The organism is Breoghania sp. L-A4 (genome assembly GCF_003432385.1).
Lineage (GTDB): Bacteria > Pseudomonadota > Alphaproteobacteria > Rhizobiales > Stappiaceae > Breoghania.
Window position 1 is genome coordinate 1120450 of the sequence record NZ_CP031841.1, and the last position, 21101, is coordinate 1141550.

18 protein-coding genes and 1 pseudogene are annotated in these 21101 nt (G+C 64.0%); 8 read left to right on the forward strand and 11 right to left on the reverse strand.

The genetic code is table 11. The annotated features are described in order from the left end of the window. Positions 1-36 precede the first annotated feature (36 nt). From D1F64_RS05245 to D1F64_RS05255, 3 genes are all read left to right on the forward strand, one after another. Complete coding sequence (locus D1F64_RS05245) at positions 37-912, forward strand: methyltransferase (RefSeq protein WP_117411562.1); 876 nt, start codon at positions 37-39, stop codon at positions 910-912. A 67-nt stretch (positions 913-979) separates the two neighbouring features. Beyond that, positions 980-1387 (forward strand): antitoxin Xre-like helix-turn-helix domain-containing protein, encoded by a 408-nt coding sequence (locus D1F64_RS24275; protein WP_162901309.1) that lies wholly within the window; start codon positions 980-982, stop codon positions 1385-1387. Continuing rightward, a complete protein-coding gene (locus D1F64_RS05255) occupies positions 1387-2094 on the forward strand; it encodes an RES family NAD+ phosphorylase (RefSeq protein ID WP_117411564.1) in 708 nt (235 codons plus the stop codon). Before D1F64_RS24275 ends, D1F64_RS05255 begins: the two co-directional genes overlap by 1 nt. Here D1F64_RS05255 and D1F64_RS05260 read toward each other — a convergent pair. Together D1F64_RS05260 and D1F64_RS05265 are read right to left on the reverse strand one after the other, a co-directional pair. Further along, entirely contained in the window at positions 2091-2471 is a 381-nt protein-coding gene (locus tag D1F64_RS05260; RefSeq protein WP_117411565.1) for a carboxymuconolactone decarboxylase family protein, read from the reverse strand. The genes D1F64_RS05255 and D1F64_RS05260 overlap by 4 nt on opposite strands. A 27-nt stretch (positions 2472-2498) precedes the next feature. Next, positions 2499-3929 carry an FAD-binding oxidoreductase gene (locus tag D1F64_RS05265; protein ID WP_117411566.1) on the reverse strand — a complete coding sequence of 477 codons (1431 nt, stop codon included), beginning with the start codon at positions 3927-3929 and terminating at the stop codon, positions 2499-2501. A 165-nt stretch (positions 3930-4094) separates the two neighbouring features. On the opposite strand from D1F64_RS05265, the pseudogene fabI reads away from it, so the two are divergent. Further along, a pseudogene (fabI, locus tag D1F64_RS05270) lies at positions 4095-4909 on the forward strand (enoyl-ACP reductase FabI). Between the two features lie 313 nt (positions 4910-5222). Here fabI and D1F64_RS05275 read toward each other — a convergent pair. The 7 genes from D1F64_RS05275 to D1F64_RS05310 all read right to left on the reverse strand — a co-directional run bounded on the left by D1F64_RS05275 (position 5223) and on the right by D1F64_RS05310 (position 13071). Continuing rightward, positions 5223-5750, reverse strand: coding sequence for a hypothetical protein (locus D1F64_RS05275; protein WP_162901310.1), 528 nt, complete (start codon positions 5748-5750; stop codon positions 5223-5225). Positions 5751-5774: 24 nt separating this feature from the next. Further along, positions 5775-7091: a 3,4-dihydroxy-2-butanone-4-phosphate synthase gene (ribB, locus tag D1F64_RS05280; RefSeq protein ID WP_117411568.1), complete on the reverse strand. Its 1317-nt coding sequence runs from the start codon at positions 7089-7091 to the stop codon at positions 5775-5777. A 262-nt stretch (positions 7092-7353) separates the two neighbouring features. Then, positions 7354-8754: a hypothetical protein gene (locus tag D1F64_RS05290; protein ID WP_117411570.1), complete on the reverse strand. Its 1401-nt coding sequence runs from the start codon at positions 8752-8754 to the stop codon at positions 7354-7356. A 324-nt stretch (positions 8755-9078) separates the two neighbouring features. Next, complete coding sequence (gene aroC / locus D1F64_RS05295) at positions 9079-10164, reverse strand: chorismate synthase (protein ID WP_117411571.1); 1086 nt, start codon at positions 10162-10164, stop codon at positions 9079-9081. Positions 10165-10363: 199 nt separating this feature from the next. Further along, positions 10364-10765, reverse strand: coding sequence for a hypothetical protein (locus tag D1F64_RS05300; protein ID WP_117411572.1), 402 nt, complete (start codon positions 10763-10765; stop codon positions 10364-10366). Between the two features lie 76 nt (positions 10766-10841). Beyond that, positions 10842-12398, reverse strand: a complete 1557-nt coding sequence (locus D1F64_RS05305; RefSeq protein WP_117411573.1) for a TrkH family potassium uptake protein — start codon at positions 12396-12398, stop codon at positions 10842-10844. 79 nt (positions 12399-12477) lie between these two features. After that, entirely contained in the window at positions 12478-13071 is a 594-nt protein-coding gene (locus tag D1F64_RS05310; RefSeq protein WP_117411574.1) for a histidine phosphatase family protein, read from the reverse strand. A 301-nt stretch (positions 13072-13372) separates the two neighbouring features. Here D1F64_RS05310 and D1F64_RS05315 point away from each other — a divergent pair, with 301 nt between their 5' ends. Beyond that, positions 13373-14503 carry a PQQ-dependent sugar dehydrogenase gene (locus tag D1F64_RS05315; RefSeq protein ID WP_117411575.1) on the forward strand — a complete coding sequence of 377 codons (1131 nt, stop codon included), beginning with the start codon at positions 13373-13375 and terminating at the stop codon, positions 14501-14503. 310 nt (positions 14504-14813) lie between these two features. Next, positions 14814-15713, forward strand: coding sequence for an HNH endonuclease (locus D1F64_RS05320; protein ID WP_117411576.1), 900 nt, complete (start codon positions 14814-14816; stop codon positions 15711-15713). Positions 15714-15747: 34 nt separating this feature from the next. On the opposite strand, the gene D1F64_RS05325 is transcribed toward D1F64_RS05320, so the two are convergent. Next, a complete protein-coding gene (locus D1F64_RS05325; RefSeq protein ID WP_162901311.1) occupies positions 15748-16614 on the reverse strand; it encodes a hypothetical protein in 867 nt (288 codons plus the stop codon). A 426-nt stretch (positions 16615-17040) separates the two neighbouring features. Continuing rightward, complete coding sequence (locus D1F64_RS05330; protein WP_117411578.1) at positions 17041-17499, reverse strand: Lrp/AsnC family transcriptional regulator; 459 nt, start codon at positions 17497-17499, stop codon at positions 17041-17043. Between the two features lie 139 nt (positions 17500-17638). Here D1F64_RS05330 and ald point away from each other — a divergent pair, with 139 nt between their 5' ends. After that, positions 17639-18757 (forward strand): alanine dehydrogenase, encoded by a 1119-nt coding sequence (gene ald / locus D1F64_RS05335; protein WP_117411579.1) that lies wholly within the window; start codon positions 17639-17641, stop codon positions 18755-18757. A 1100-nt stretch (positions 18758-19857) separates the two neighbouring features. Beyond that, positions 19858-21030: a DUF3095 family protein gene (locus D1F64_RS05340; protein ID WP_117411580.1), complete on the forward strand. Its 1173-nt coding sequence runs from the start codon at positions 19858-19860 to the stop codon at positions 21028-21030. Positions 21031-21101: the final 71 nt, after the last annotated feature.

A 21101-nucleotide genomic window follows, 5' to 3' on the forward strand; every position in this document is an offset into this window, starting at 1 on the left:
CCGGCGACGGATCCCGGGGCCCATGCGAGTTGAACCATGCCGGAAACGCCCCCCGAGCTTGACGCGGCCGCGGACCACGATTTCGACGAGGAGGCGCTGGCCGAGGCCTACAACCGGGGTCTCGCGGCGGAGAAGGCGGGAAGGCCTGATGAGGCGGCGTGCGCCTATCGCCAGGCGCTGGCGATCGACCCGGCCGATCACGGCGGCGTCTCGATCCGGCTGGCGGCGCTCGGGCTGGGCGAGGCGCCTGAAAAAATGCCCGACGCCTATGTCGCGACGCTGTTCGACCAGCACGCCGACGCCTTTGACGACATCCTCGTCGGTCAGCTCGGCTACGGCGTGCCGGGGCTCATGCGCGCCATGCTGGAGCTCCACGCGCCCGGCATTCATAGGCGCGTGCTGGATCTGGGCTGCGGCACCGGGCTTTCCGGCGCGGCGCTGCGTGACATCGCGGATCACATTACCGGCGCGGATCTGTCCGAGCGCATGGTGGAGACCGCCTACGACCGGGGCGTCTACGAGGATCTCTACACCGGCGAGGCGGTGTCGTTTCTCGAGGAGTTCGAGGAGGAGGACGGCTCGCGCCCCAGTTGGGACCTGATCGTCGCCACCGACGTGTTTCCCTACCTCGGCCGCATCGAGCCGATTATCAATGGCGCGGCGGCGCGGCTGACCCCCGGCGGATTGTTCGGCTTCTCCACCGAGACGCTGGGCGAGGTCGATTTCGGCGGCAGGTCCTACACCGTGGGCGCCAAGCAGCGCTTCGCCCATGCGGCGGACTATGTGCGCACGGTTCTGGAGGCCAACGGCTTTTTCATTCTCGCCATGGACGACATCACGGTGCGCCTGGAAGAGGGCACTCCGGTGCCCGGTCACCTGGTGCTCGCCAGGCTCGGGCAGCACAGGGCTTGATAAGTGGACAAATGTCACCAGGTATGATAGACAAATGTCCATGTCTCATGCCCAGCGGAAACCGCCCATGCCCGCCGCTCGCGCCGAAATCTCCGATCTGAACGATGACGCCCAGGCCGCGCACAAGCGGGCCTACGTCAAGGCGATGGCGCGGCTGGCCGACGCCTGGGGCGTGACGCAAACCGAGATCGCGGATCTTCTGTGCATCTCGGCGAAGCAATGGAGCCGCATCCGCCAGCACCCGGAGCAGTTCCGGCTCAATCAGGATCAGTTGACCCGCATGAGCCTGCTTCTGGGCATGTTCAAGAGCCTCAATCTGGTGTTCTCCAAGCCGCTTGCCGACGAATGGGCCAAACGCGTGAATACCGGAGCGCTGTTTGGCGGCCAGACGCCGGTGCAAGTCATGCGTGCGGGCGGCATTCCCGCGATGATGGATGTGCGTCACCATCTGGACGCCTTGCGCGGCGGGGTCTGATGCCGCTCCCGGTTGCCCAGGTCGCGCAGATGCGCACGGTGAGGCTGGTGACGAGCGGCCGGCTGAAACCGCCGGTACTCGCGGAACTTGTCGATGACGAGGCGGAGCTCGCGGCGATCGCCAATCTGGAAATGCTCACCAGCGCGCGCGCCCGCGCCCAGCACCATCAGGTCGCGCTCGATGTCGATCCGGCGGAGCTGTTGACGCAAAGCCAGACGCAATACGGCTGGACCTACGTCAACGCCGCCTTCTGCTACACGCGCGCCACCGGCAACCGTTTCAACGGCCCCCAGCGCGGCGCGTGGTACGCGAGTTTCGAGGTGGAGACGGCGCAGGCGGAAGTGGCGTTTCACCTGACGCGCGAGCTTGAAGCCACGAACTGCTTCGTCAACGAGACCGACTACGCCGAGCTTCTTGCCGATTTCATCGGGCCGTTCCATGACGCGCGCGGTCTGCCTGCCGGTGAGGGTATTCTGCATCCCGATCCCGGCATCGGTTATCCGCAAGGGCAGGGGCTCGCGGCGGATCTGCGCGCCCGCGATTCAAACGGGATCGTCTATCCATCCCTGCGCAACCCCGGCGGAACCTGCCTTGCGTGCTTCAAGCCGATTTGTGTGCAGAACGTCACCCAGGGCGGGCTGTGGCGGATGGTCTGGCGCGGCGGCCGGGAGCCAGAGATTTCCCGCGTCGGCAGCGTTGCGGGCTAAATTTCCCCGGCTTCCTCAAGAACCTTGCGCGCCACGCGAAAGCATTCCAGCGCCAGCGGCACGCCGGCGTAGATGCCGACGGCGTGCACGGCGGCGCGGATCTCTTCCTTCGTGCAGCCGTTGTTGAGCGCGCCGCGGCAATGGGTTTCCCATTCGTGCATGCGGCCCAGCGCGCCGAGCATGGCGAGGTTCATCAGGCTGCGGGTTTTCGGCGGAATCGCGTCGTCGCCCCAGCCGAACCCCCAGCACCATTGCGTCATGGCCTCCTGGAAGGGGCGGGTGAAATCGTCCGCCTTGGCCAGATTGGCATCGACATACTCCGCCCCCAGCGTTGCGCGGCGCATTTCCAGGCCCTTTTCGAACAGATCCTTGTCCATCGTCGTCCGCCTCGAAGATGTCGCGTCTCAGAGCACCTTGCCGGGATTGAGGATCCCGTTGGGGTCCAGCGCGGCCTTGACCTTGCGCATCAGATCCATCTCGACGGCGCTCTTCACCCCCGGCAGCAGCGGCTGCTTGAGCCGGCCGATTCCGTGTTCGGCCGAGATCGATCCGCCGTACTTGAGCACGATGTCATGCACCACCGCGTTCATGTCGTACCATTTGTCGAGGAATTCCTCGCGGTCGGCGCCGATGGGCTGGGAGACGTTGAAGTGGATGTTGCCGTCGCCCATGTGGCCGAACGGCACCGGACGGCAGCCCGGCACGGCCTTTTCGACCGCCGCGAGCGCCTCGTCGAGAAACTCCGGGATGTTGGCGACCGGCACGGAGACATCGTGCTTGATGGAGCCGCCTTCCTGCTTCTGCACCTCCGACAGGCCGTGGCGCAGGTGCCAGAAATCGCGCCGGTGGGCGACGCTTTCCGCGAGCGCAGCGTCTTTCACCAGGCCCGCCTCGAACGCGTCCTCGAAGATCAGCTCCATCAGCGCGCGCGCCGCCTCCATATCGGTGCCCGAGGAGAGCTCCATCAGCACGTACCACGGATGCGGCATCATCAGCGGGTCGCGCGCGCCTTCCAGATGCGCCAGATCGTACTCGATGCCGATACGCGGCATCAGCTCGAAGCCGGTGAGCATGGAGCCCGCGCGGGTGCGCGCGAGGTTGAACAGGTTCAGCGCGGCGGCGGGGCTGTCCAGCCCGGCGAAGGCCACTTCCTGGGCCTTGGGCTTGGGAAACAGCTTCAGCGTGACCGCGGTGATGATGCCCAGCGTGCCCTCGGAACCGAGAAACAGCTGCTTGAGGTCGTAGCCCGTGTTGTCCTTGCGCAGCTTGCGCAAGCCGTTCCAGATCTCGCCGGAGGCCAGCACCACTTCCACGCCCAGCACCATGTCGCGCGTGTTGCCATAGGCCAGAACCGCGGTGCCGCCGGCGTTGGTGGAGAGATTTCCGCCGATCTGGCACGAGCCCTGCGATCCCAGCGTCAGCGGAAAGATCCGGTCGCAGGCGTCCGCCGCGTCGTGGATCTTCTCCAGCACCACGCCCGCGTCCACCGTCATGGTGTTGCCGGTGGCATCGACCTCACGGATGGTGTTCAGCCGCGACAGAGAAATCACGATCTGCTTGCCGCTGTCGTCCGGCGTCTGGCCGCCGACCAGGCCGGTGTTGCCGCCCTGCGGCACCACGCCGACGCCGTTGTCATTGGCCAGCCGCACGATGGCGGCCACTTCCTCGGCGTTGCCGGGGCGCAGGACCAGCGGTGATTTGCCGGCGTAGAGATCGCGCCATTCGATGAGGTAGGGCTCGATGTCCTGCGCATTGGTCAGGGCATGATTCGGACCGACGATCGCGGCGAAGCGCGCGATCAGTTCGGCGTTTGGGGCGTGAAGATGCTTGCTCATGGGAGCCACTTATAAATCACGGAGTCTTACGCCGCTACGATGTTTGTGATCCGCGATGCGGGATTGAAAAACCGCTTCGGCTTGAAGGATGCAGGACGCTGTGCCATAGCAGACCGCCGGTCGCGAGGGGCTTGACCAGGCGTTGGGATTCGGCTGGAGAGACAGATGTCGGAAGTGCGTGGACTTATGGACGGCAAGCGCGGGCTCATTCTGGGCGTCGCGAACAACCGGTCGATTGCCTGGGGCATCGCCTCGGCTCTCAAGAACGCCGGGGCCGAAGTCGCGCTGACGTATCAGGGCGATGCGCTGAAGAAGCGCGTCGAGCCGCTGGCCGAGAAGCTGGACGGTTTCGTCGTCGGCCATTGCGATGTGACCGACGAATCGACCATCGATGCCGTCTTCGACACGTTGAAGGAGAAGTGGGGCAAGATCGATTTCGTCGTCCATGCCATCGGCTTTTCCGACAAGGACGAACTGACCGGCCGTTACGTGGATACGTCTCCGGATAATTTCGCGATGACCATGCAGATCTCCTGCTATTCCTTCACGGCCATCGCGCAGCGCGCGGAAAAGCTGATGACGGACGGCGGCTCCATGCTCACGCTGACCTACTACGGCGCCGAGAAGGTCATGCCCAACTACAACGTCATGGGCGTCGCCAAGGCGGCGCTGGAGGCGAGCGTGCGCTATCTGGCCGAGGATCTCGGCAAGCAGCGGATTCGCGTCAACGCCATTTCCGCCGGCCCATCAAGACGCTGGCGGCGTCGGGCATCGGCGATTTCCGCTATATCCTGAAGTGGAACGAGTACAACTCGCCGCTGCGCCGCACCACCACGGTGGAAGAGGTGGGCGACGCGGCCCTGTTCCTGCTCAGCGATCTGTCGCGCGGCATCACCGGCGAGATCCAGCACGTGGACTCAGGCTATCACATCGTTGGCATGAAGGCCGTCGACGCGCCGGACATCTCCGTGGTGAAGTGACCCGGCTCACGGTTTGAATGGAAAAGGCCGCGCATCGGGTGATGCGCGGCCTTTTTGTTGGGGCGGTGGAGACGGGACAATCGAGCACGCGGCCCATCCTTCGAGACGGGCCTTGCGGCCCTCCTCAGGATGAGGCGGTGGGTGCAGCTGATGAGGCGGTGCGTGTCGCTTTCCAATGAAACATCAACACGATGGACCTCATCCTGAGGAGGCGCGGCAGCGCCGTCTCGAAGGATGGGCGGTGTGTTGGAACGCTTTCTGCGCGGGTCCGGGCGGCGCGCGAAGCCTCCGCATCGAAATCCTGTCCGGGCGCTCAGCGCGCCGGGCGATAGGCGCGCAGGAGGGCGAGGATTTCCTCGGCGTCGCCCTGCATCGTGTGCAGCGGCACCTCGATGCGGGTGGGCGTCTTGCGCGTGTAGCAGCGCGCCATCAGCATCCGCCACACCGGCTGCGCCTCGCGTTTGACCACGGCGTCCTCGAGGGGCCGCGTCAGGGTGACGATGAGATTGCTCAGCACGATGGAGCGCACCGAGGTGCGGTAGAGCTCGAGGTCGGCGATCTCGGCCCAGTCGATGAAGCCGATGCCCTCGATGAACAGCCCGCCGGCGTTGGCGCCGAGTTTGGGGCGGCCGGCCTCCACCAGCGGATAGTAGTGGAAGGTGGCGAGCAGACCTGCGGCAATGAGCACGAGAAACGCCGGGCCGGAGCCGGTGGCGACAGCCACACCGCCCAGGCCGGCCACGAACAGGCCGCCATAGACCAGGCCTTCGCCCGTGCCTTTGCGATAGCCGATGGCGAAGGGCCTGGGCCCTTCCGTCTCGTCCGCCCAGGGATCGCGCATGTCCATCGTCCCCCGTTTTGCCGCTTACCCGTCGATGATCTCGGTCGTCTCGATGTCGATGCCGAAACCCTCGAGGCCAACATAGTGGCGCTCGCGCGAGGAGAGAAGGAGGATCGAGGACACGCCGAGATCCTTCAGGATCTGCGCGCCCAGGCCAACCTCGCGCCAGCTTTCCGCGCGCTTCTGCGCCGAGACGTGCTCCTCGCGGTCGCTGTCGATTTCCTCGCGCGCGCGGCGCGACTGGCGCGCGACGCCGACCGAACCCTCGCGCAGATAGACGACCACGCCGCGTCCGCGTTCGGCCAGCCCGCGCATGATGGTGTCCAGCGGCTGGGTCCTGCCGAAAACATCGTCGATCACCGATTCCAGGTGCAGCCGCACCGGCACGTGACGGCCGTCGAGAATATCGCCGTAGACGATGGCCAGATGGTCCATCGGATCGTAGGGCGTGGAATAGGTGATCGCATAGGCGGGGCCGGCGATGGTTTCGATCGACTGCTCATAGACGCGCTCGACAAGCTTTTCCTTGCGCTGGCGCCAGGCGATCAGATCGGCCACGGAGACCATCTTCAGGCCGTGCTCCTCGGCAAAGCTGGCCACCTGCGGGCCGCGCTTGACCGTGCCGTCGTCGTTGACCAGCTCGCTGATCACGCCGATCTCGGGCAGCTCCGCCAACCGGCACAGATCCACGGCGGCCTCCGTATGGCCAGAGCGCATCAGCACGCCGCCATCCTTGGCGATCAGCGGGAAGATATGCCCAGGCCGCACGAAATCGGCGGCGCCCGCGTTGGGGTTGGCCATGGCGCGCACCGTCGCCACCCGGTCTTCGGCCGAAATGCCGGTGGTGGTGTCGTGCTTGTAGTCGATGGAGATCGTGAACGCGGTGGCATGCGGCGCGTCGTTGGCGCTGACCATCGGATCGAGACGCAGCCGGTGGGCGTTCTCCCGGGTGATCGGCGCGCAGACGATGCCGGAGGTGTGGCGGACGATGAAGGCCATCTTCTCCGCCGTCGCATGGCAGGCGGCGACGATCAGGTCGCCCTCGTTCTCGCGGTCGTCGTCATCGGTGACGACGACGATCTCGCCACGCTCGAACGCGCGGATGGCGTCGGCGACGCGGGACTGCTGCATGTCGGAATCCTTTGCTGGGGCGAGCCCGAGGAAATCGTTGGGAGTGACGGCGCCACCCGTCGCCTGCGCGATGCGGCAACCCGTCTCGCGTGAAATCCACACGTTCGGGTCGTTGCACAGCGCGGTGATCGCTGCCGGCGAGAGGCCGGTGCGGCGCGCGAAGGCGGAGCGGGTTTCCTTGGAGCGGGCAAGCCAATCATCAAGTCGCATGGCGGCTTTCTACACGCATCGCCGGGCACGCGTAAAGGGGTTTTCAGTGGCACTGAAAGGGGAGGCGTTCGCAGACGAACTGTCTCGCTATTTGTTGGCAGCGCCTTTCCTTAACCTCTCCCTGTGGGAGAGGTCGGCGCGCATGCGCCGGGTGAGGGGCGTCAGGTTCTCCGTGAAGCCAAGAGCTTTGATCCCTCACCCCAGCCCTCTCCCCACGGGAGAGGGGGCGGATGCGGGTGCCTCCGCCGAGGAGTGAAACGCCCTATTGCGGCGTCGCGACGCCGGGAAGGCTCAGCAACTCCATGACCTCTTGCGACGCCGTCGTGGAGGCGCGCGGATAGGCGTTGGTGAGCTGGAAGTCGAGATCGGTCTGGCCGGCGAACTTGCCGTGGCAATTGATGCAGCCGTTCGGCTCCGCGGCGTCCTGCAGGTAGGTCTCCAGCGTCGTGTTGGCGAGATATTTGGGCTGGTTGGGGGTGCCGATCGGCGTCGGCGAGGCGCCCCACTGGGCGTTGACCAGCTCGTAGTTCTGCCAGACGTTGTCGGCGCGCAAGGTGACCAGCGCCGCCTGATACAGCGTGTTGTCGCCGGCCGCGACGGTGTCGACGGGGACGACGCGCATCACTTGCGTGGGCTCCTGGCTGCTTTTCGCCGGCGGCTCGTTGACGGTGCAAGAAGTGCAGGCCGCGTTGTAGAAATTGTACTGCTGTCCGGCCGCCGGTCCCGCCGTCTGGTCCGGCGCGTTGTCCACATGCTCGAACGTCGCCCACATCCATTGCGGCAGTTGCTCGGTCTTCATCACCACGTGCAGGCCGACCAGCCCCAGAAGCTGCTTCGAGCAGACCTGCGTGTCGGGATCGAGCACCAGCGCCTCGGTGGTGTAGAATTTCTTCGGGTCGTCGGGCTGTTTGGACCCGGTCCCGCCCATCATCTTCCACGCCGCCTTCACCTTGACCGTGCCGGGCTGCGATGTGGTGTTTGAGGATGCGGGAAAGGCGATCGTCTTGCCGCTCTGGTTGGTGCTGACATAGAATTTGTTGTCCACGACATAGTCGTAATAGACGCGGTTCAGCTTGACCTCATACCAGACGTTCTCGCCGTTCTGGTCGACCAGCCGGTTGCCGTCCGCCTGCACGATGGAGGTCAGCAGCTCGCCGAACTTCGAGGTCATGGTCAGCGTGCGCCTGGCGGCTTCCGGATACTCCGCGGCCAGAGACTGGCACTGCGGCGGAATGCTTTCCGGCGTGTCGAAGGAACTGGGGGCCACCGGCGGATCGAGATAGATGTCGTTGGTGTCCTTGAAGGTCTCCCACACGGTCGGCCCTGTCGGCAGGGCGGTCGGCCCGCCGCCCTCGCCGGGGCCGGACAGGAACCCGCCAATGACGTTCTGCCGGTCGGGCACGCCGCGCTCGGTGATCGGCCGCGGCACCGGCCAGTTCAGCGCGATGAATGTGTCCCAGGCGAGAATGTCGACAAACGGCTGGAAGCCGATCGCGCCGACGTCATGGGTGACCATGTCGTGCGGAATGTCGGGGCTGAAGACGTAGTCGGGCGGCGTGTACTGCCGGCCGTCGGCCTGTGCCCAGGATGGCGAACCGGAGATCGTCGTGGCGATGGCGGCGAGAAATGCGAGGCGCGCGGCCGCGCGGACTCTGTGGCGCATGGTGTCCCTCAATATTTCGCGCCGAGGACAGCCGGTGGCTTGCATGGGTGATGCCTCCAATCCGAGGCGCCCGGCGCGCGATGCAAATCAGTCAATCAATACAGATGGCATTGGGTGCAGGCGGCATGTGCGAACATGCGGCGTGCTCTTGCTGACGGCGGCGCGGCGAATAAAGGGCCGCAGGCCATCCGCGACGACGGTACCAGCGAAGCCGAGCCCTCCGCAATGGCCAAAATTGACGTAGCGGGATACTGACGAGCGCGCGCACCATCGCGCGGCGCCGCGCGTGTCCGAAGCAGTCGGCTTTGGAGTTCCGGAGAGGCTTCAGCCCACCTGGCCGCGATGGCGCAGGAAATGATCGGCCAGCACCAGCGCCATCATCGCCTCGCCCACGGGCACGGCGCGGATTCCGACGCAGGGGTCGTGGCGGCCCTTGGTCATCACCTCGACCTCTTCGCCCGAGCGGGTGATCGACTGGCGCGGGGTGAGGATCGACGACGTCGGCTTGACGGCGAAGCGGCAGACGACGGGTTCGCCGGAGGAGATGCCGCCGAGCACGCCGCCGGCGTTGTTGGAGAGAAACAGCGGCACCTTGCCCTGGCCGATGCGCATCTCGTCGGCGTTTTTCTCGCCCGTCAGCGCCGCCGCCTCAAAACCGTTGCCGATCTCCACGCCCTTGACCGCGTTGATCGACATCATCGCCGAGGCGATGTCCTGATCGAGCTTGCCGTAGACCGGCGCGCCCAGGCCCGGCGGCACGCCCTCGGCGACGACCTCGACCACGGCGCCAACGGACGAGCCGGACTTGCGGATGCCGTCGAGATAGTCCGCCCAGAGGCTTGCCGCCTCCTTGTCGGGGCAGAAGAACGGGTTGTTGGCCGTCTCAAGCCAGTCCCAGTTGTCGCGGTTGATCTTGTGCGGGCCGATCTGCACCAGAGCGCCCCGCACCTGCATCGGCGCGATCACCTTGCGCGCCACCGCGCCGGCCGCAACACGCGCGGCCGTTTCGCGCGCGGATGAGCGTCCGCCGCCGCGATAGTCGCGGATGCCGTATTTGGCGTCATAGGTGTAGTCGGCGTGGCCCGGCCGGTAGCGTTCCTTGATCTCGGAATAGTCCTTCGAGCGCTGGTCGACATTCTCGATCATCAGCGAGATCGGCGTGCCGGTGGTCTTCTGCACCCCGTCCTCATCCACCATCACGCCGGACAGGATTTTCACCTGGTCCGGCTCCTTGCGCTGGGTGGTGTATTTCGACTGCCCCGGCCTGCGCTTGTCCATCCAGCCCTGGATGTCGGTCTCGTCGAGCGGGATCAGCGGCGGGCAGCCGTCGACGACGCAGCCGAGCGCCGGCCCGTGGCTCTCGCCCCAGGTGGTGAATCGAAACAGGTGGCCGAAGGAATTGTGGGACATGGGAACTCTGGCTGACTGGGTCGAACGGACATGCGTGATCGTCGCGTTCTAGACGAAAATTCAGCCCAGCACCAACCAATGAAAAACCAGGTCAACAAAAACGGGCGTAAGCGAGGCCCCGGTTGGATAATCAGACGACCGCCGAAACGCCGGCGATGCATCTGACTGTTGTTGGCAGGAAGCGCTTTGGCCGCCTGTGTTATTTCACGGTGATGTCGTAGACGCTGGTCGTCGAGACTCTCAGTGTGCCGTTTGAATAGCGCAGGCGGCTGTTTTCCACTTTGAAACTGTCCTTGCCACGAAAGCCCTTGTTCGGGGTGTAGTAGATCACGAGCCCCTTGACCGGCTTGCCGTCGCATCGGCTGGACTTGTTTCTGAATTTCCACGTTTCCTTGCGGAATTCGACCTTTCCGTGTTCCGGGGCCGTCTTGATCCGGTAGCGCGGCAACGGCCCGTTCAGGCAGGTGTCGCTGTGCACCACAGAATATCCGCCAACCGCGGATGTCCGCCCCGGTTTCACCGTGCGGCTGTAGGTTTCAGCCAAGGCGGCTTGCGAGAATAGAAAGGACAAAAAGACAAAAGCAAAAATGCCAAATTTCATGTGAACCCCCAAAAATTCGTGCGCAGAGCCTAGTCAGTATTTTTCACGAGCGCAATTGAGGCTCGCGCAGCACCGGCTAGCGGTAAAACGCCGGGATCAGCAGCACGAAGACGGTCATGATTTCCAACCGGCCGATGATCATGGCGGCGGCGAGGATGTATTTGGCGAGTTCGGGCAGGGAGGCGAAATTGCCCGCCGGTCCGATGACGTTGCCGATGCCCGGGCCGACGTTGGCCAGCGCCGTGATCGAGCCCGACAGCGCCGTCATGGGGTCGATGCCGGTCATCTGCAGAAGCAGTGCCACGCCAAGCCAGGTGAGAAAATACAGGAAGATGAAGCTGGCGATGGAGGCGATTTCCTCGTCCGACAGCTTTCGCGCGCCATAGCGCGGCGTGACGATGGCGTGCGGATAGGCCTGCTGGCTGAGGTGCTGGCCGATCATGCGGGCGAGAAGCTGGAAGCGGAAGATCTTGATGCCGCCGGCGGTCGAGCCGGTGCAGCCGCCGACGAAGGTTAGAAGGAAGAACATACCGGCGACCGGCGTCCCCCAGGCGAGATAGTCGGTGACGGCGAAGCCGGTGGTGGTGACGGTTGAGACGACGTGGAAGGCCACCTGTCCCAGCGCCTTGCCGAAGGGCACGTGGTCGAACACCGTCAGCCACCAGGCGATGCCCAGAGTGGCGCTCGTGATGAAGGCGAGAAACGCAAAAACCTGGGTTTCCAGCCAGTTGGCCCGGCGTCCCAGCCGGTGATGGCCGCGCGCGAGCCGCAGGTAGGTGAGAAACGGAATGCCCGAGGCCGTCATGAAGACGACGGCGGTCCAGTTGATGACCGCGCTGTCGAAATAGCCCATGGAGGCGTCGTGGGTCGAAAACCCCCCGGTGCAAACGGTCGTCAGCGCGTGGTTGATGGCGTCGAACCAGCTCATGCCGCCAAACCTGTAGGCCAGGATGCAGGCAAGGGTGATCAGGCCGTAGACCACCATGATGGCGCCCGCGAGCTGGCCGGACCGGTAGAACAGCTTTTCCGACTGATCAGACGATTCCAGCCGAAACAGCTGCATGCCGCCGATGCGCAGGAACGGGAAGATCACCAGCGCCATGCCGATGATGCCGATGCCGCCGATCCATTGCAGCAGCGAGCGCCACAGCAGGATGGTCTGGGGCAGCTCGTCGAGCCCGCTCAGCACGGTGGAGCCGGTGGTTGTGATGGCGGAGACGGTTTCAAACAGCGCATCGGCAAACGGCATGTTCATCGGCGGCAGCACCAGCGGCAGCGTCGCCACGACCGGCAGCGCGATCCAGGCCAGCACGACAAACAGCGTGGCCTGGCGGAAATCCATCCCGAATTCCTCGGGCGCGGTGGTGGTGATGATGCCCAGGCCGAACAGGAAGGTGCCGGCCGAGGCGACCATCAGCGTCACCGCCTCGCCGTCGAGAAACATCGCCGAGATCGCGCCCAGCGCCATTTCGGAAAGCGCGATGACGATCAGCAGCCAGCCGATGGGAAAGATGACAAGGTTCAGACGCGCGGAAATGGTCCAGTCCTTCCATGGCGGGAACGCATCGGATGCGCGCCGGGAAGCTCGGCATCCGGTAAACCATGCAGGCGCCGGCACGGAGCCGGCAAGCACCGGCTTACGAGCCCGCGCCGCAAAACACCAGCCGGAAAATCGGTTGAGGTGTCCGCGCTGGCGGACCCCGGCGAGGCTGCTACAGCCAGGCGCCGATGCCGTTGCGGATGACCAGAAACCGGTCCTGCGGCACGTGCAGCACCGGGACCAGACGGCTGGGGGTGCCGAAGACCAGCCCGCGCAGCACGCGGCTGATGCCGCCGTGCGCCACCACCACCGTGTCGCGCTCAAGACTGTCGCGCCAGATCTCGATGCGGGCGGACAGCATCTCGTAGCTTTCGCCTTCGGGCGGCACGAAGCGCCACTTGTCGGCCTTGCGCGCCATAACCGACGGCCGGTCGCGCGCCTTCAGCTCCTTCATGGTGGAGCCTTCCCAGGCGCCGAAGGTGATTTCCTTCAGCCGGTCGTCACAGACATAGCGCGCCGGATCGAGACGGGCGTGTTCTCGCACCAGCTCCATGGTGTCGCGCGCCCGCGAAAGCGGCGAGGCCACCCAGTCAAACGTCTCCGCATCGCGGCCGATGGAGGCGAGATAGCTTTTGAGCACCCGTCCGTTGCGCCGGGCCTGATCGCGGCCCAGATCGTTCAGCGGGATGTCGCGTTGGCCCTGCAAGCGGCCTTCGGCGTTCCACGCCGTCTCGCCGTGGCGAATGAAAATCAAGAAGGGCGGCATGGTGATCCTGACTGCGCGCGCAAACCGTATCGCGGGCATGTGGCTGGACTATTACAGCGCGGCCCGGAGGCGGCAAGATCGCAGGCGCGGAGCGCCATGAAAATGATCAATTCCACAGTGCGTTCGCTATGCGGACACAGGTGTGCGAACCAGCGGTTTTATTAATTGAATTCGCCTTGCGGGGCGCTACCCTTCGGGAAGCCGGAAGATACCCGGCGCGCAGCGAAGATCGCGTGAGGTTCAATTTTAAATGAGGCGGCGCGGCCCGCGGGGCACGTGACGCCCACTGGGAGGAACGACCATGAAACATCTTGTCAGGCGGAGCCTTGTGCCCGCCGCGATGCTGGCATCCGCTTTGATGCTGCCGACGACAACGCTTGCGGCGGATTTCGACGGCATCCTGTCGAAGATCAAGCTGCCGGCGGGGTTCAAGATCGAGGTTTTCGCCGAACTGCCCAAGCCGCGTTCGATCACCGTGTGCAAGCCGCTCAACACGATCTACATCGGCTCGCGGCACGGCACGATCCACAGTTTGCGCGACACCAACCAGGACGGCGTGGCCGACGAGGTACTGCAGCGCGCCGAGGGGCTGAACGTGCCCAACGGGGTCGCCTGCCAGGACTCGCAGCTCTACGTCGGGCTGCAGGACAAGATCGTCAAATGGCCGGTGCCGGCGGAATTCGACACCGCCCTGCCGCTCGAGCCGCTGCTTGACGTGAAGGCGGATCTGCCCAACGAGTTCCTGCACGGCTGGCGCTACATCAAGTTCGGTCCGGACAAGAAGCTCTATGTCTCGATCGGCTCGCCCTGCAACATCTGCGAGCCCAAGGGCATGGAAGGTACGATCTTCCGCATGGATCCGGACGGCTCCAACGTCGAGACGGTCGCCTCCGGCGTGCGCAACTCGGTCGGCTTCGACTGGAACCCGGTCACCGGCGCGTTGTATTTCACCGACAATGGCGCCGACGGCATGGGCGACGACATTCCGCCCGACGAGCTGAACGCGGTGACCGAAGTGGGCGCCCACTTTGGTTTCCCCTTCTTCGGCGGCAAGGACGTCCGTCTTCAGGGGATGGAGGAAAAGGATCCGCCGGCCAATGTGGTGCCGCCGGTGATCGAGTTCGGCGCCCACACCGCCAACCTCGGCATCCATTTCTACACCGGCGAGCAGTTCCCCGCTGAGTACAAGAACGACGCCTTCGTCGCCCAGCACGGCTCGTGGAACCGCACGGTGCCCGACGGCTACCGCATCATGCGCATCACCTTCGATGACGACGGCAATGCGACCGGCAAGGAGGTCTTCGCCGAGGGCTGGCTCGACAACGGCTCCGCCATCGGCCGCCCGGTGGATATCGACCAGCTCCCCGACGGCTCGCTGATCCTCACCGACGATTTCGCCAATGTGGTGTATCGGATTTCCTACGAGGGATAAGCCAGGGATCCGAAAAAGGTATCAAGCGCCCGCCGGAGCAATCCGGCGGGCGTTTTGTCGGGGGAAGGCATCTCTCCCGTCATGCCCCGGCGAAGTCCGGGGCATCCACTCTGCGCGCGACAACGGAAGAATAGAGGCGAGGGCTTTTGCGCCCTCGTTCGCGACCCTCTTGCCGCACCCTGGATTGGATTGCCCGGACGAAGCCGGGCAATGACGGGCCGAGAGATTGTTCGCGATCGCGACCGTGTGGCACGTCCCGCCGGTGGAAGTAGCCGGTGCGCACTCACGAGCTGCGTGCTATAGGAAACGCATGGGGTTCGGGGTTTTCATTCATCGCTCAGATTCGATCTACGACGACAGCCCGGCTGAGCGGTATCAATTCCCCAGCCAGTATTTGAGGCGTGTCGAAGCCTGTTTAGGCGACTGGATTATCTACTACGAACCTCGAAAAGCATTGGAAACGCGAGGGTATTTCGCCGTCGCCAAAGTTGCGCAGGTGATTACTGATCCGTCTGCACCCGGAATGTATCTCGCGTTGATCGAGGCCGGGAGCTACCTGGAGTTTTCCTCTCCGGTTCCTTTCAGTGAGTCTGGCGAGCTTGTGGAGCACGGCCTGCTCAATGAAGAGGGACGCATTTCGGGGCGTGCGCAGTCCGCCGTGCGCCCGCTTTCACGAACCGACTTCAACAGAATTCTCGCACTTGGCCTTGAGGCCGAAGAACCATTGCTGCCCCGTGTTGACGATGCCGGCTCAATGCAAGGGCTCGAAGAAGAGCAGGCGCCCTTCCGGTTCGACGAAACGCGTGACCGTGTTCAATTTCTTTCGTCGCGGGTCGTCCGGGACCGTGTGTTTCGAAGCGTCATCCTGCGCGCGTATGACAAACGATGCGCCATCACCGGTCTGAAGCTGATCAATGGCGGCGGCCGGGCAGAGGTCGATGCCGCCCACATCAAGCCGGTCGAAGCCAATGGCCCGGATATCGTGAACAACGGAATCGCCCTGTCCGGAACCGCGCATTGGATGTTCGATCGCGGCTTGATCAGCTTGAGGGATGATTTGGAGATCATGATCTCCCGGCAGGTCAATGATGTGCAGTCCGTCAGATCCTTGATGAACAAGACGGGTCACGCGCTTGCACCCGAGCGTCTCTCGGAGCGGCCTCATCCCCATTTTCTGAAGTGGCATCGCGAGAACTGCTTCAAGCACTAGCCCCCTCACACACGCCATCCGCGAGGCCCGCGCATCACGGTTGAAAGCCCTGGTTGTCGTCGTACGCCTTCTGCCAGCCCTGCCGCGCCAGCCCGTCGCCGCCTTCCGGCGTGGAGCCGAAATTCTTCACGTTCCCCTTTAGCCAGATCCAGAGCTTGTCGCCGCCGTAGCCGAACACCTTGATGCCGCCCCATGTTCCTATATCGCGCTCCAGCTCCGGCGGCACGTCGCTCAGGCTTTCGCTCCAGGGAATGTAGTAACTCGCTTCCCCCCACAAAGAGTACTGGCGGTCGCGGCGCCGGATCGCCTCTTGCTCGTCATAGGCCGCTCCCGATTGCGAGCAGGCGGGAAGCCTGTCCCGGCATTGGTTTCTCAAACGCGATATTTCGAACAACCGCCGCTTTATGTCCGCTCGGCGTGTCTGATAGTCCGCATACTTGGCCTCGTAGTCCGGGGCGCCGCTGAGCAATCCGGGCATCGCGGACCCTGGCGTCAGCGGTTCCGTTTTATTCGGTGGCGTCGTCTCGGCCGTGGATGGGGGAGAAATGCAGCGGTCCTCGGCGTTGCTCCACTTCTGGCCCTGCGGGCAATAGCATTTGTCGCCGCGTCGCACGGTGCCGCCGTAGCAGACGACGGCCTTGACGCAGCGGTTCCAGCCGCTGCTCCATGTCTGACCCTCCGGGCACGAGCACGTGTCGCCGCGCCGCACTCTGCCGCCGGAGCAGGCAACCGATGAAATGCAGCGGTCCACGGCGTTGCTCCACTTCTGGCCGGCGGGGCAATAGCATTTGTCGCCGCGGCGGATCGTGCCGCCGTAGCAGACGACGGGTTTGACGCAGCGGTTCTCCGCGTTGCTCCATGTCTGGCCCGCGGGGCAGTAGCATTTGTTGCCGCGACGCACGGTGCCGCCATAGCAGACGACCGGTGGGTTTCGGGGTCTCCGGACCGTGGCGCATTGCCGGTTGCACCGGATCTTGGATCCGTCGGGACAGGTCTTGTAACAGTCGTCGGGAGGCGGCGGAGGCGTGGTGCTGCCGCATTCCGGGTTCCCGCCGCAATCGGGCGGGCAATAATAGGTGTTGCCGGCGCTGTCGGACCATGCGCCATAGATACACTCCGCGCGCGCAGTCCCAACGCTTGCGATGAGCCAGCAAACGGTCAGTGTCATCAGCAAAGCGATAAGGAACGACGGTCTGCCGACGGTCATGCCGATCCCCCACTCTCCCGAATGCTGACCCTAGGCAAGTATCCTTGAGGCGGCAAGTGTTTTGGCCGATGGGCCCTCAGGGAGACATCCGCGACACGTCATGTGGCGGGCCTGCCGTTCTCACACCGGCATGCGCGTGGTCCGCTTGACCGTTCTCAGCGTCAGCGTCGATTGCACGCGGTCGACGCCGGGCAGGCTGGTGAGCGTGTCCTTGTGCAGGCGTTCGAGGTCCTCCGCGTCGCGATAGGCGATCCGCAGCATGTAGTCGTGCTGGCCGGCGAGCAGGTAGCACTCCATGATTTCCGGAATGTCGGCGACGGCGCGCTCGAAGCGGTCGAGTTCCTCGCGGCCCTGGCTCTCCAGCGTCACCTGCACGAAGGCGGTACCGGAAAGCCCGACTGCCTTGGCGTTGAGCAGCATGGTATAACCGGCGATGACGCCCGCATCCTCCAGCATGCGCGTGCGCCTGAGGCACGCCGAGGGCGAGAGGTTGGCTTTCTCGGCCAGCTCCGCGTTGGTCAGCCGGCCGTTCTTCTGCAGCGCGTTGAGGATGGCCCGGTCGCGGGAATCGAATTTCATTTCGAATTTTCTGCCACTGAAGTTCAATATCGTCGCAGATTATGCGAATTTGATGCCCCGCAACACCATAAATTGCGAGGAAATTGCGAAACAGACGCGCCAATCTGCCGTACAGGGAACAGGACTGGAGTCAGCTGACATGCGCATTGGTGTACCGAAGGAAATCAAGAATTTCGAAGACCGCGTGGCGATCATCCCGGCAGGCGTCCGCGAACTGGTGCTGCAGGGCCACGAGGTGCTGATCGAGACATCCGCCGGCCTGGGCGCGGGTCTGGATGACGCGGCCTATGAGGCGGCGGGCGCGAAAATCGCCCCCGACGCGGAAGCGGTCTTTGCGGCGTCCGAGATGATCGTCAAGGTGAAGGAGCCGCAGGCCGTCGAGCGCGCCCGGCTGCGCGCCGACCAGATCCTCTTCACCTATCTGCATCTGGCCCCCGATCCCGACCAGACCACGGATTTGCTCAACTCCGGCGCCACCTGCATCGCCTATGAGACGGTGACCAGCGCCTCGGGCGGGCTGCCGCTGCTGATGCCCATGTCGGAAGTCGCCGGCCGCATGGCGGTGCAGGCCGGCGCCCATTGCCTGGAGAACGCGATGGGCGGCTGCGGCATGCTGCTGGGCGGCGTTCCCGGCGTGCCGCCCGCGGATGTGCTGATCCTGGGCGGCGGCGTCGCCGGCTCCCACGCGGCGCAGATGGCCATCGGCATGGGCGCCAATGTCACCGTGGTCGACCGTTCCGGCGACGTGCTGCGCAGGTTGAACATGCAGTTCGGCACGGCCGTGAAGACCGCCTATTCCAACAAGCACACCTTGGAGGAACTCGTTGCGCACGCCGAGCTGGTCATCGGCACGGTGCTGATCCCCGGCGCCTCGGCGCCGAAGCTGATCACCCGCGACATGCTGGCGACCATGCGCCGGGGCGCGGCCATCGTCGACGTGGCGATCGACCAGGGCGGCTGCACCGAGACCAGCAAGGCCACCACCCATTCCGATCCCACCTATGTGGTCGACGGCATCGTGCACTATTGCGTCGCCAACATGCCCGGCGGGGTTGCGCGCACCTCCACCTTCGCGCTGGCCAATGCGACGCTTCCCTTCGTCAGCGCGCTGGCCAACAAGAGCTGGAGGAAGGCACTGGCGGACGACCCGCATCTGAAGGCCGGCCTCAACGCACACGGCGGCAAGATCACCTACAAGGCGGTGTCCGAGGCGCTGGGGCTGGACTACGTGCCGGCCGACACGGTCATCGCCGCTTAGGCCGCGCGGCGGGGAGCCGCCGGTCTTTCGGGCCGACGGCTTGAGCGTGACGACAACGCTCATGCCCCTCGATCGTCATCCTCGGCCTTGTGCCGAGGATCCATGATTTCAAGGACTTATGGATGATCTGGACAAGCCAGACCATGACGAAAGGGGGCTATTTCCGCCTTGTTGGTCAACCGAAGCCGGCAGCCTTCCTTGTCGCAGACGGTTGCCAATGCCGCACTCGTGTATAGCCCGAGGCACGGCATTGGCAGCGCGAAAATCGGTCGAGTCACCTGCCGTTCCTTTCGCGCGCAAGTCCCAATGCCTCCGTATCAATCAGCCAATTGCTTCGTAGTGTTGATTTGAGAAAAGTTGCCGAAAGCTCCCGCATTCGCTCTTTGATATTGTTCAATCGATAGAATTATAAAATTAAAAATTCTTCTACTAAGCAGAGTTCCATCTCACTAAAACAACAAGAAAGAACAAGAAGGGAGGAATTGGAAGCCACATCCACCGTGAATATTTAAATAGAGAAACAAAAAACAGAACAAACAAAACCGGGCTCGCCGGAAAAACAATCAAAAATAGAACGAAAAATCGATCAAACGAATATCGTTCGGAAAATGCAAAAGCCACCAATATCGGAAGCATCCAAGCCACCAAAGAGATCAAAGTGAATGCAGTTTTTTCAAGTTTCATAATGATACTTTGAAATACAAAACTTTATCTATGCGTGTATGTTCAATTGATACAATTCTTATTATCCAAATTTGTAGAAATCGAACCTCTGCAGCAGATGGCGAAAATGATTTGGCGAAAACGCACTCATTACTCCAAGGCCCTTGCTCTCAATGTCCCGGCTCCCGACCGTCGATGCCAGGCTGATGCGGCCAGACCGTATCAACAAGCGAGGGGGCGACGCCAACTGCCGAAAGCTTCGAAAGGCTTTGCGGTTTCTCACAGGTATTCTGGCTCGCCACGGATCGCTTACATGGGTTCGCCGCGCGATTCGGTCAGGACGGTAGGACCCACAAGAGCTCCTCCTCACGAGGAGGTCAATACCGGCCGCGCCTGTTCCACGGTATGGTCGTGCCCCACGGGGAGACCGGCGAAGCATGCCAAGCGATGATTTTTATCTCGAGCTGAAGAGCTTTGCGAAACTCTCCGCGCTCGGCGAACTGGCCGCCTACGAGCCCGTGCCAACCGACTGGGTGGTGCTGGTCGCCGACATCGTGCGCTCCGGCGAGGCGGTGAAGGCGGGCCGCTACAAGCAGGTCAACCTGGTCGGCGCGGCCGTCATCTCCGCGGTGCTCAACAAACTCGGGCGCGACCGCATTCCCTTCATCTTCGGCGGCGACGGCGCGGTGCTTCTGGTGCCCGCCAGGGACGCTCAGGCCGGGGCGGACGCGCTTGCCGGCGTCGCGGACATGGCGGCGCGCGACATGGATCTGGAATTGCGCCATGCGGCCATTCCGGTGGCGCATCTGCGCGCTCAAGGCACCGATGTGCGGCTGCGCAAATACGCGCTCAGCCCGGGTAATTTTCTCGCCATGGCGGTGGGCGGCGGGCTCGAATTGGCCGACCGGATTCTCAAGGACCCGGCCTTGCAGGCGCCCTTCAGGATTGAGCGGCCGGTCCACGCGGCCCCATTGCTGGAAGGCCTGTCGTGCCGCTGGGACCCGGTGCCCTCGCGCCGGGGCCGCATCGTCTCGCTCATCCTGCGGCCCTCGGCCGATCTCTACCTTTCCAGCATTCTGGCGGAGATCCAGGAGGCGACCGGCTTCAACCCGCTGTCGGAAGCGCCCGAGGATGCGCTGGTGCAGCCCACGGAGCTGAAATTCCGGTTGCGCCCATCGTCGCTCGCGCAGGAAATCCGGCTGCTGGCCGCCGCGCAAGGGCTTGTTCCCAGCGCGGTCCGGGTGGTTCTGCAGAGTTTCGGATTTCTCTGGGGCTACATGACCGGGCTGCGCATCGGGCCGTTCGAAGCCAAACGCTATCTCGATGAGCTCAGCCGCAACACCGATCACCGCAAGCTCGACGATTCCCTGCGCCTGGTGCTGGATCTGTCTCCCGCCCAGCTCGACGCGCTCACGCGCTATCTCGCGCAGGCCTATGATGCCGGGCGGCTCGTCTACGGGCTGCACGTGTCCGATGCGGCGCTGATGACCTGCTTCGTCACCGACATTGCCGACGGCCGCCACATCCACTTCATCGACGGCGGCGACGGCGGCCTGTCGATGGCCGGCGCGGACTACAAGAGGCGCGCGGCGCAGAGGGCAGGGGCCTGAGGAGAGGAATTACCTCTGGTGGTCATCCCGGGCGCGGTGCAGCACGCAGTGATGCTCCGCAGACCCGGGAC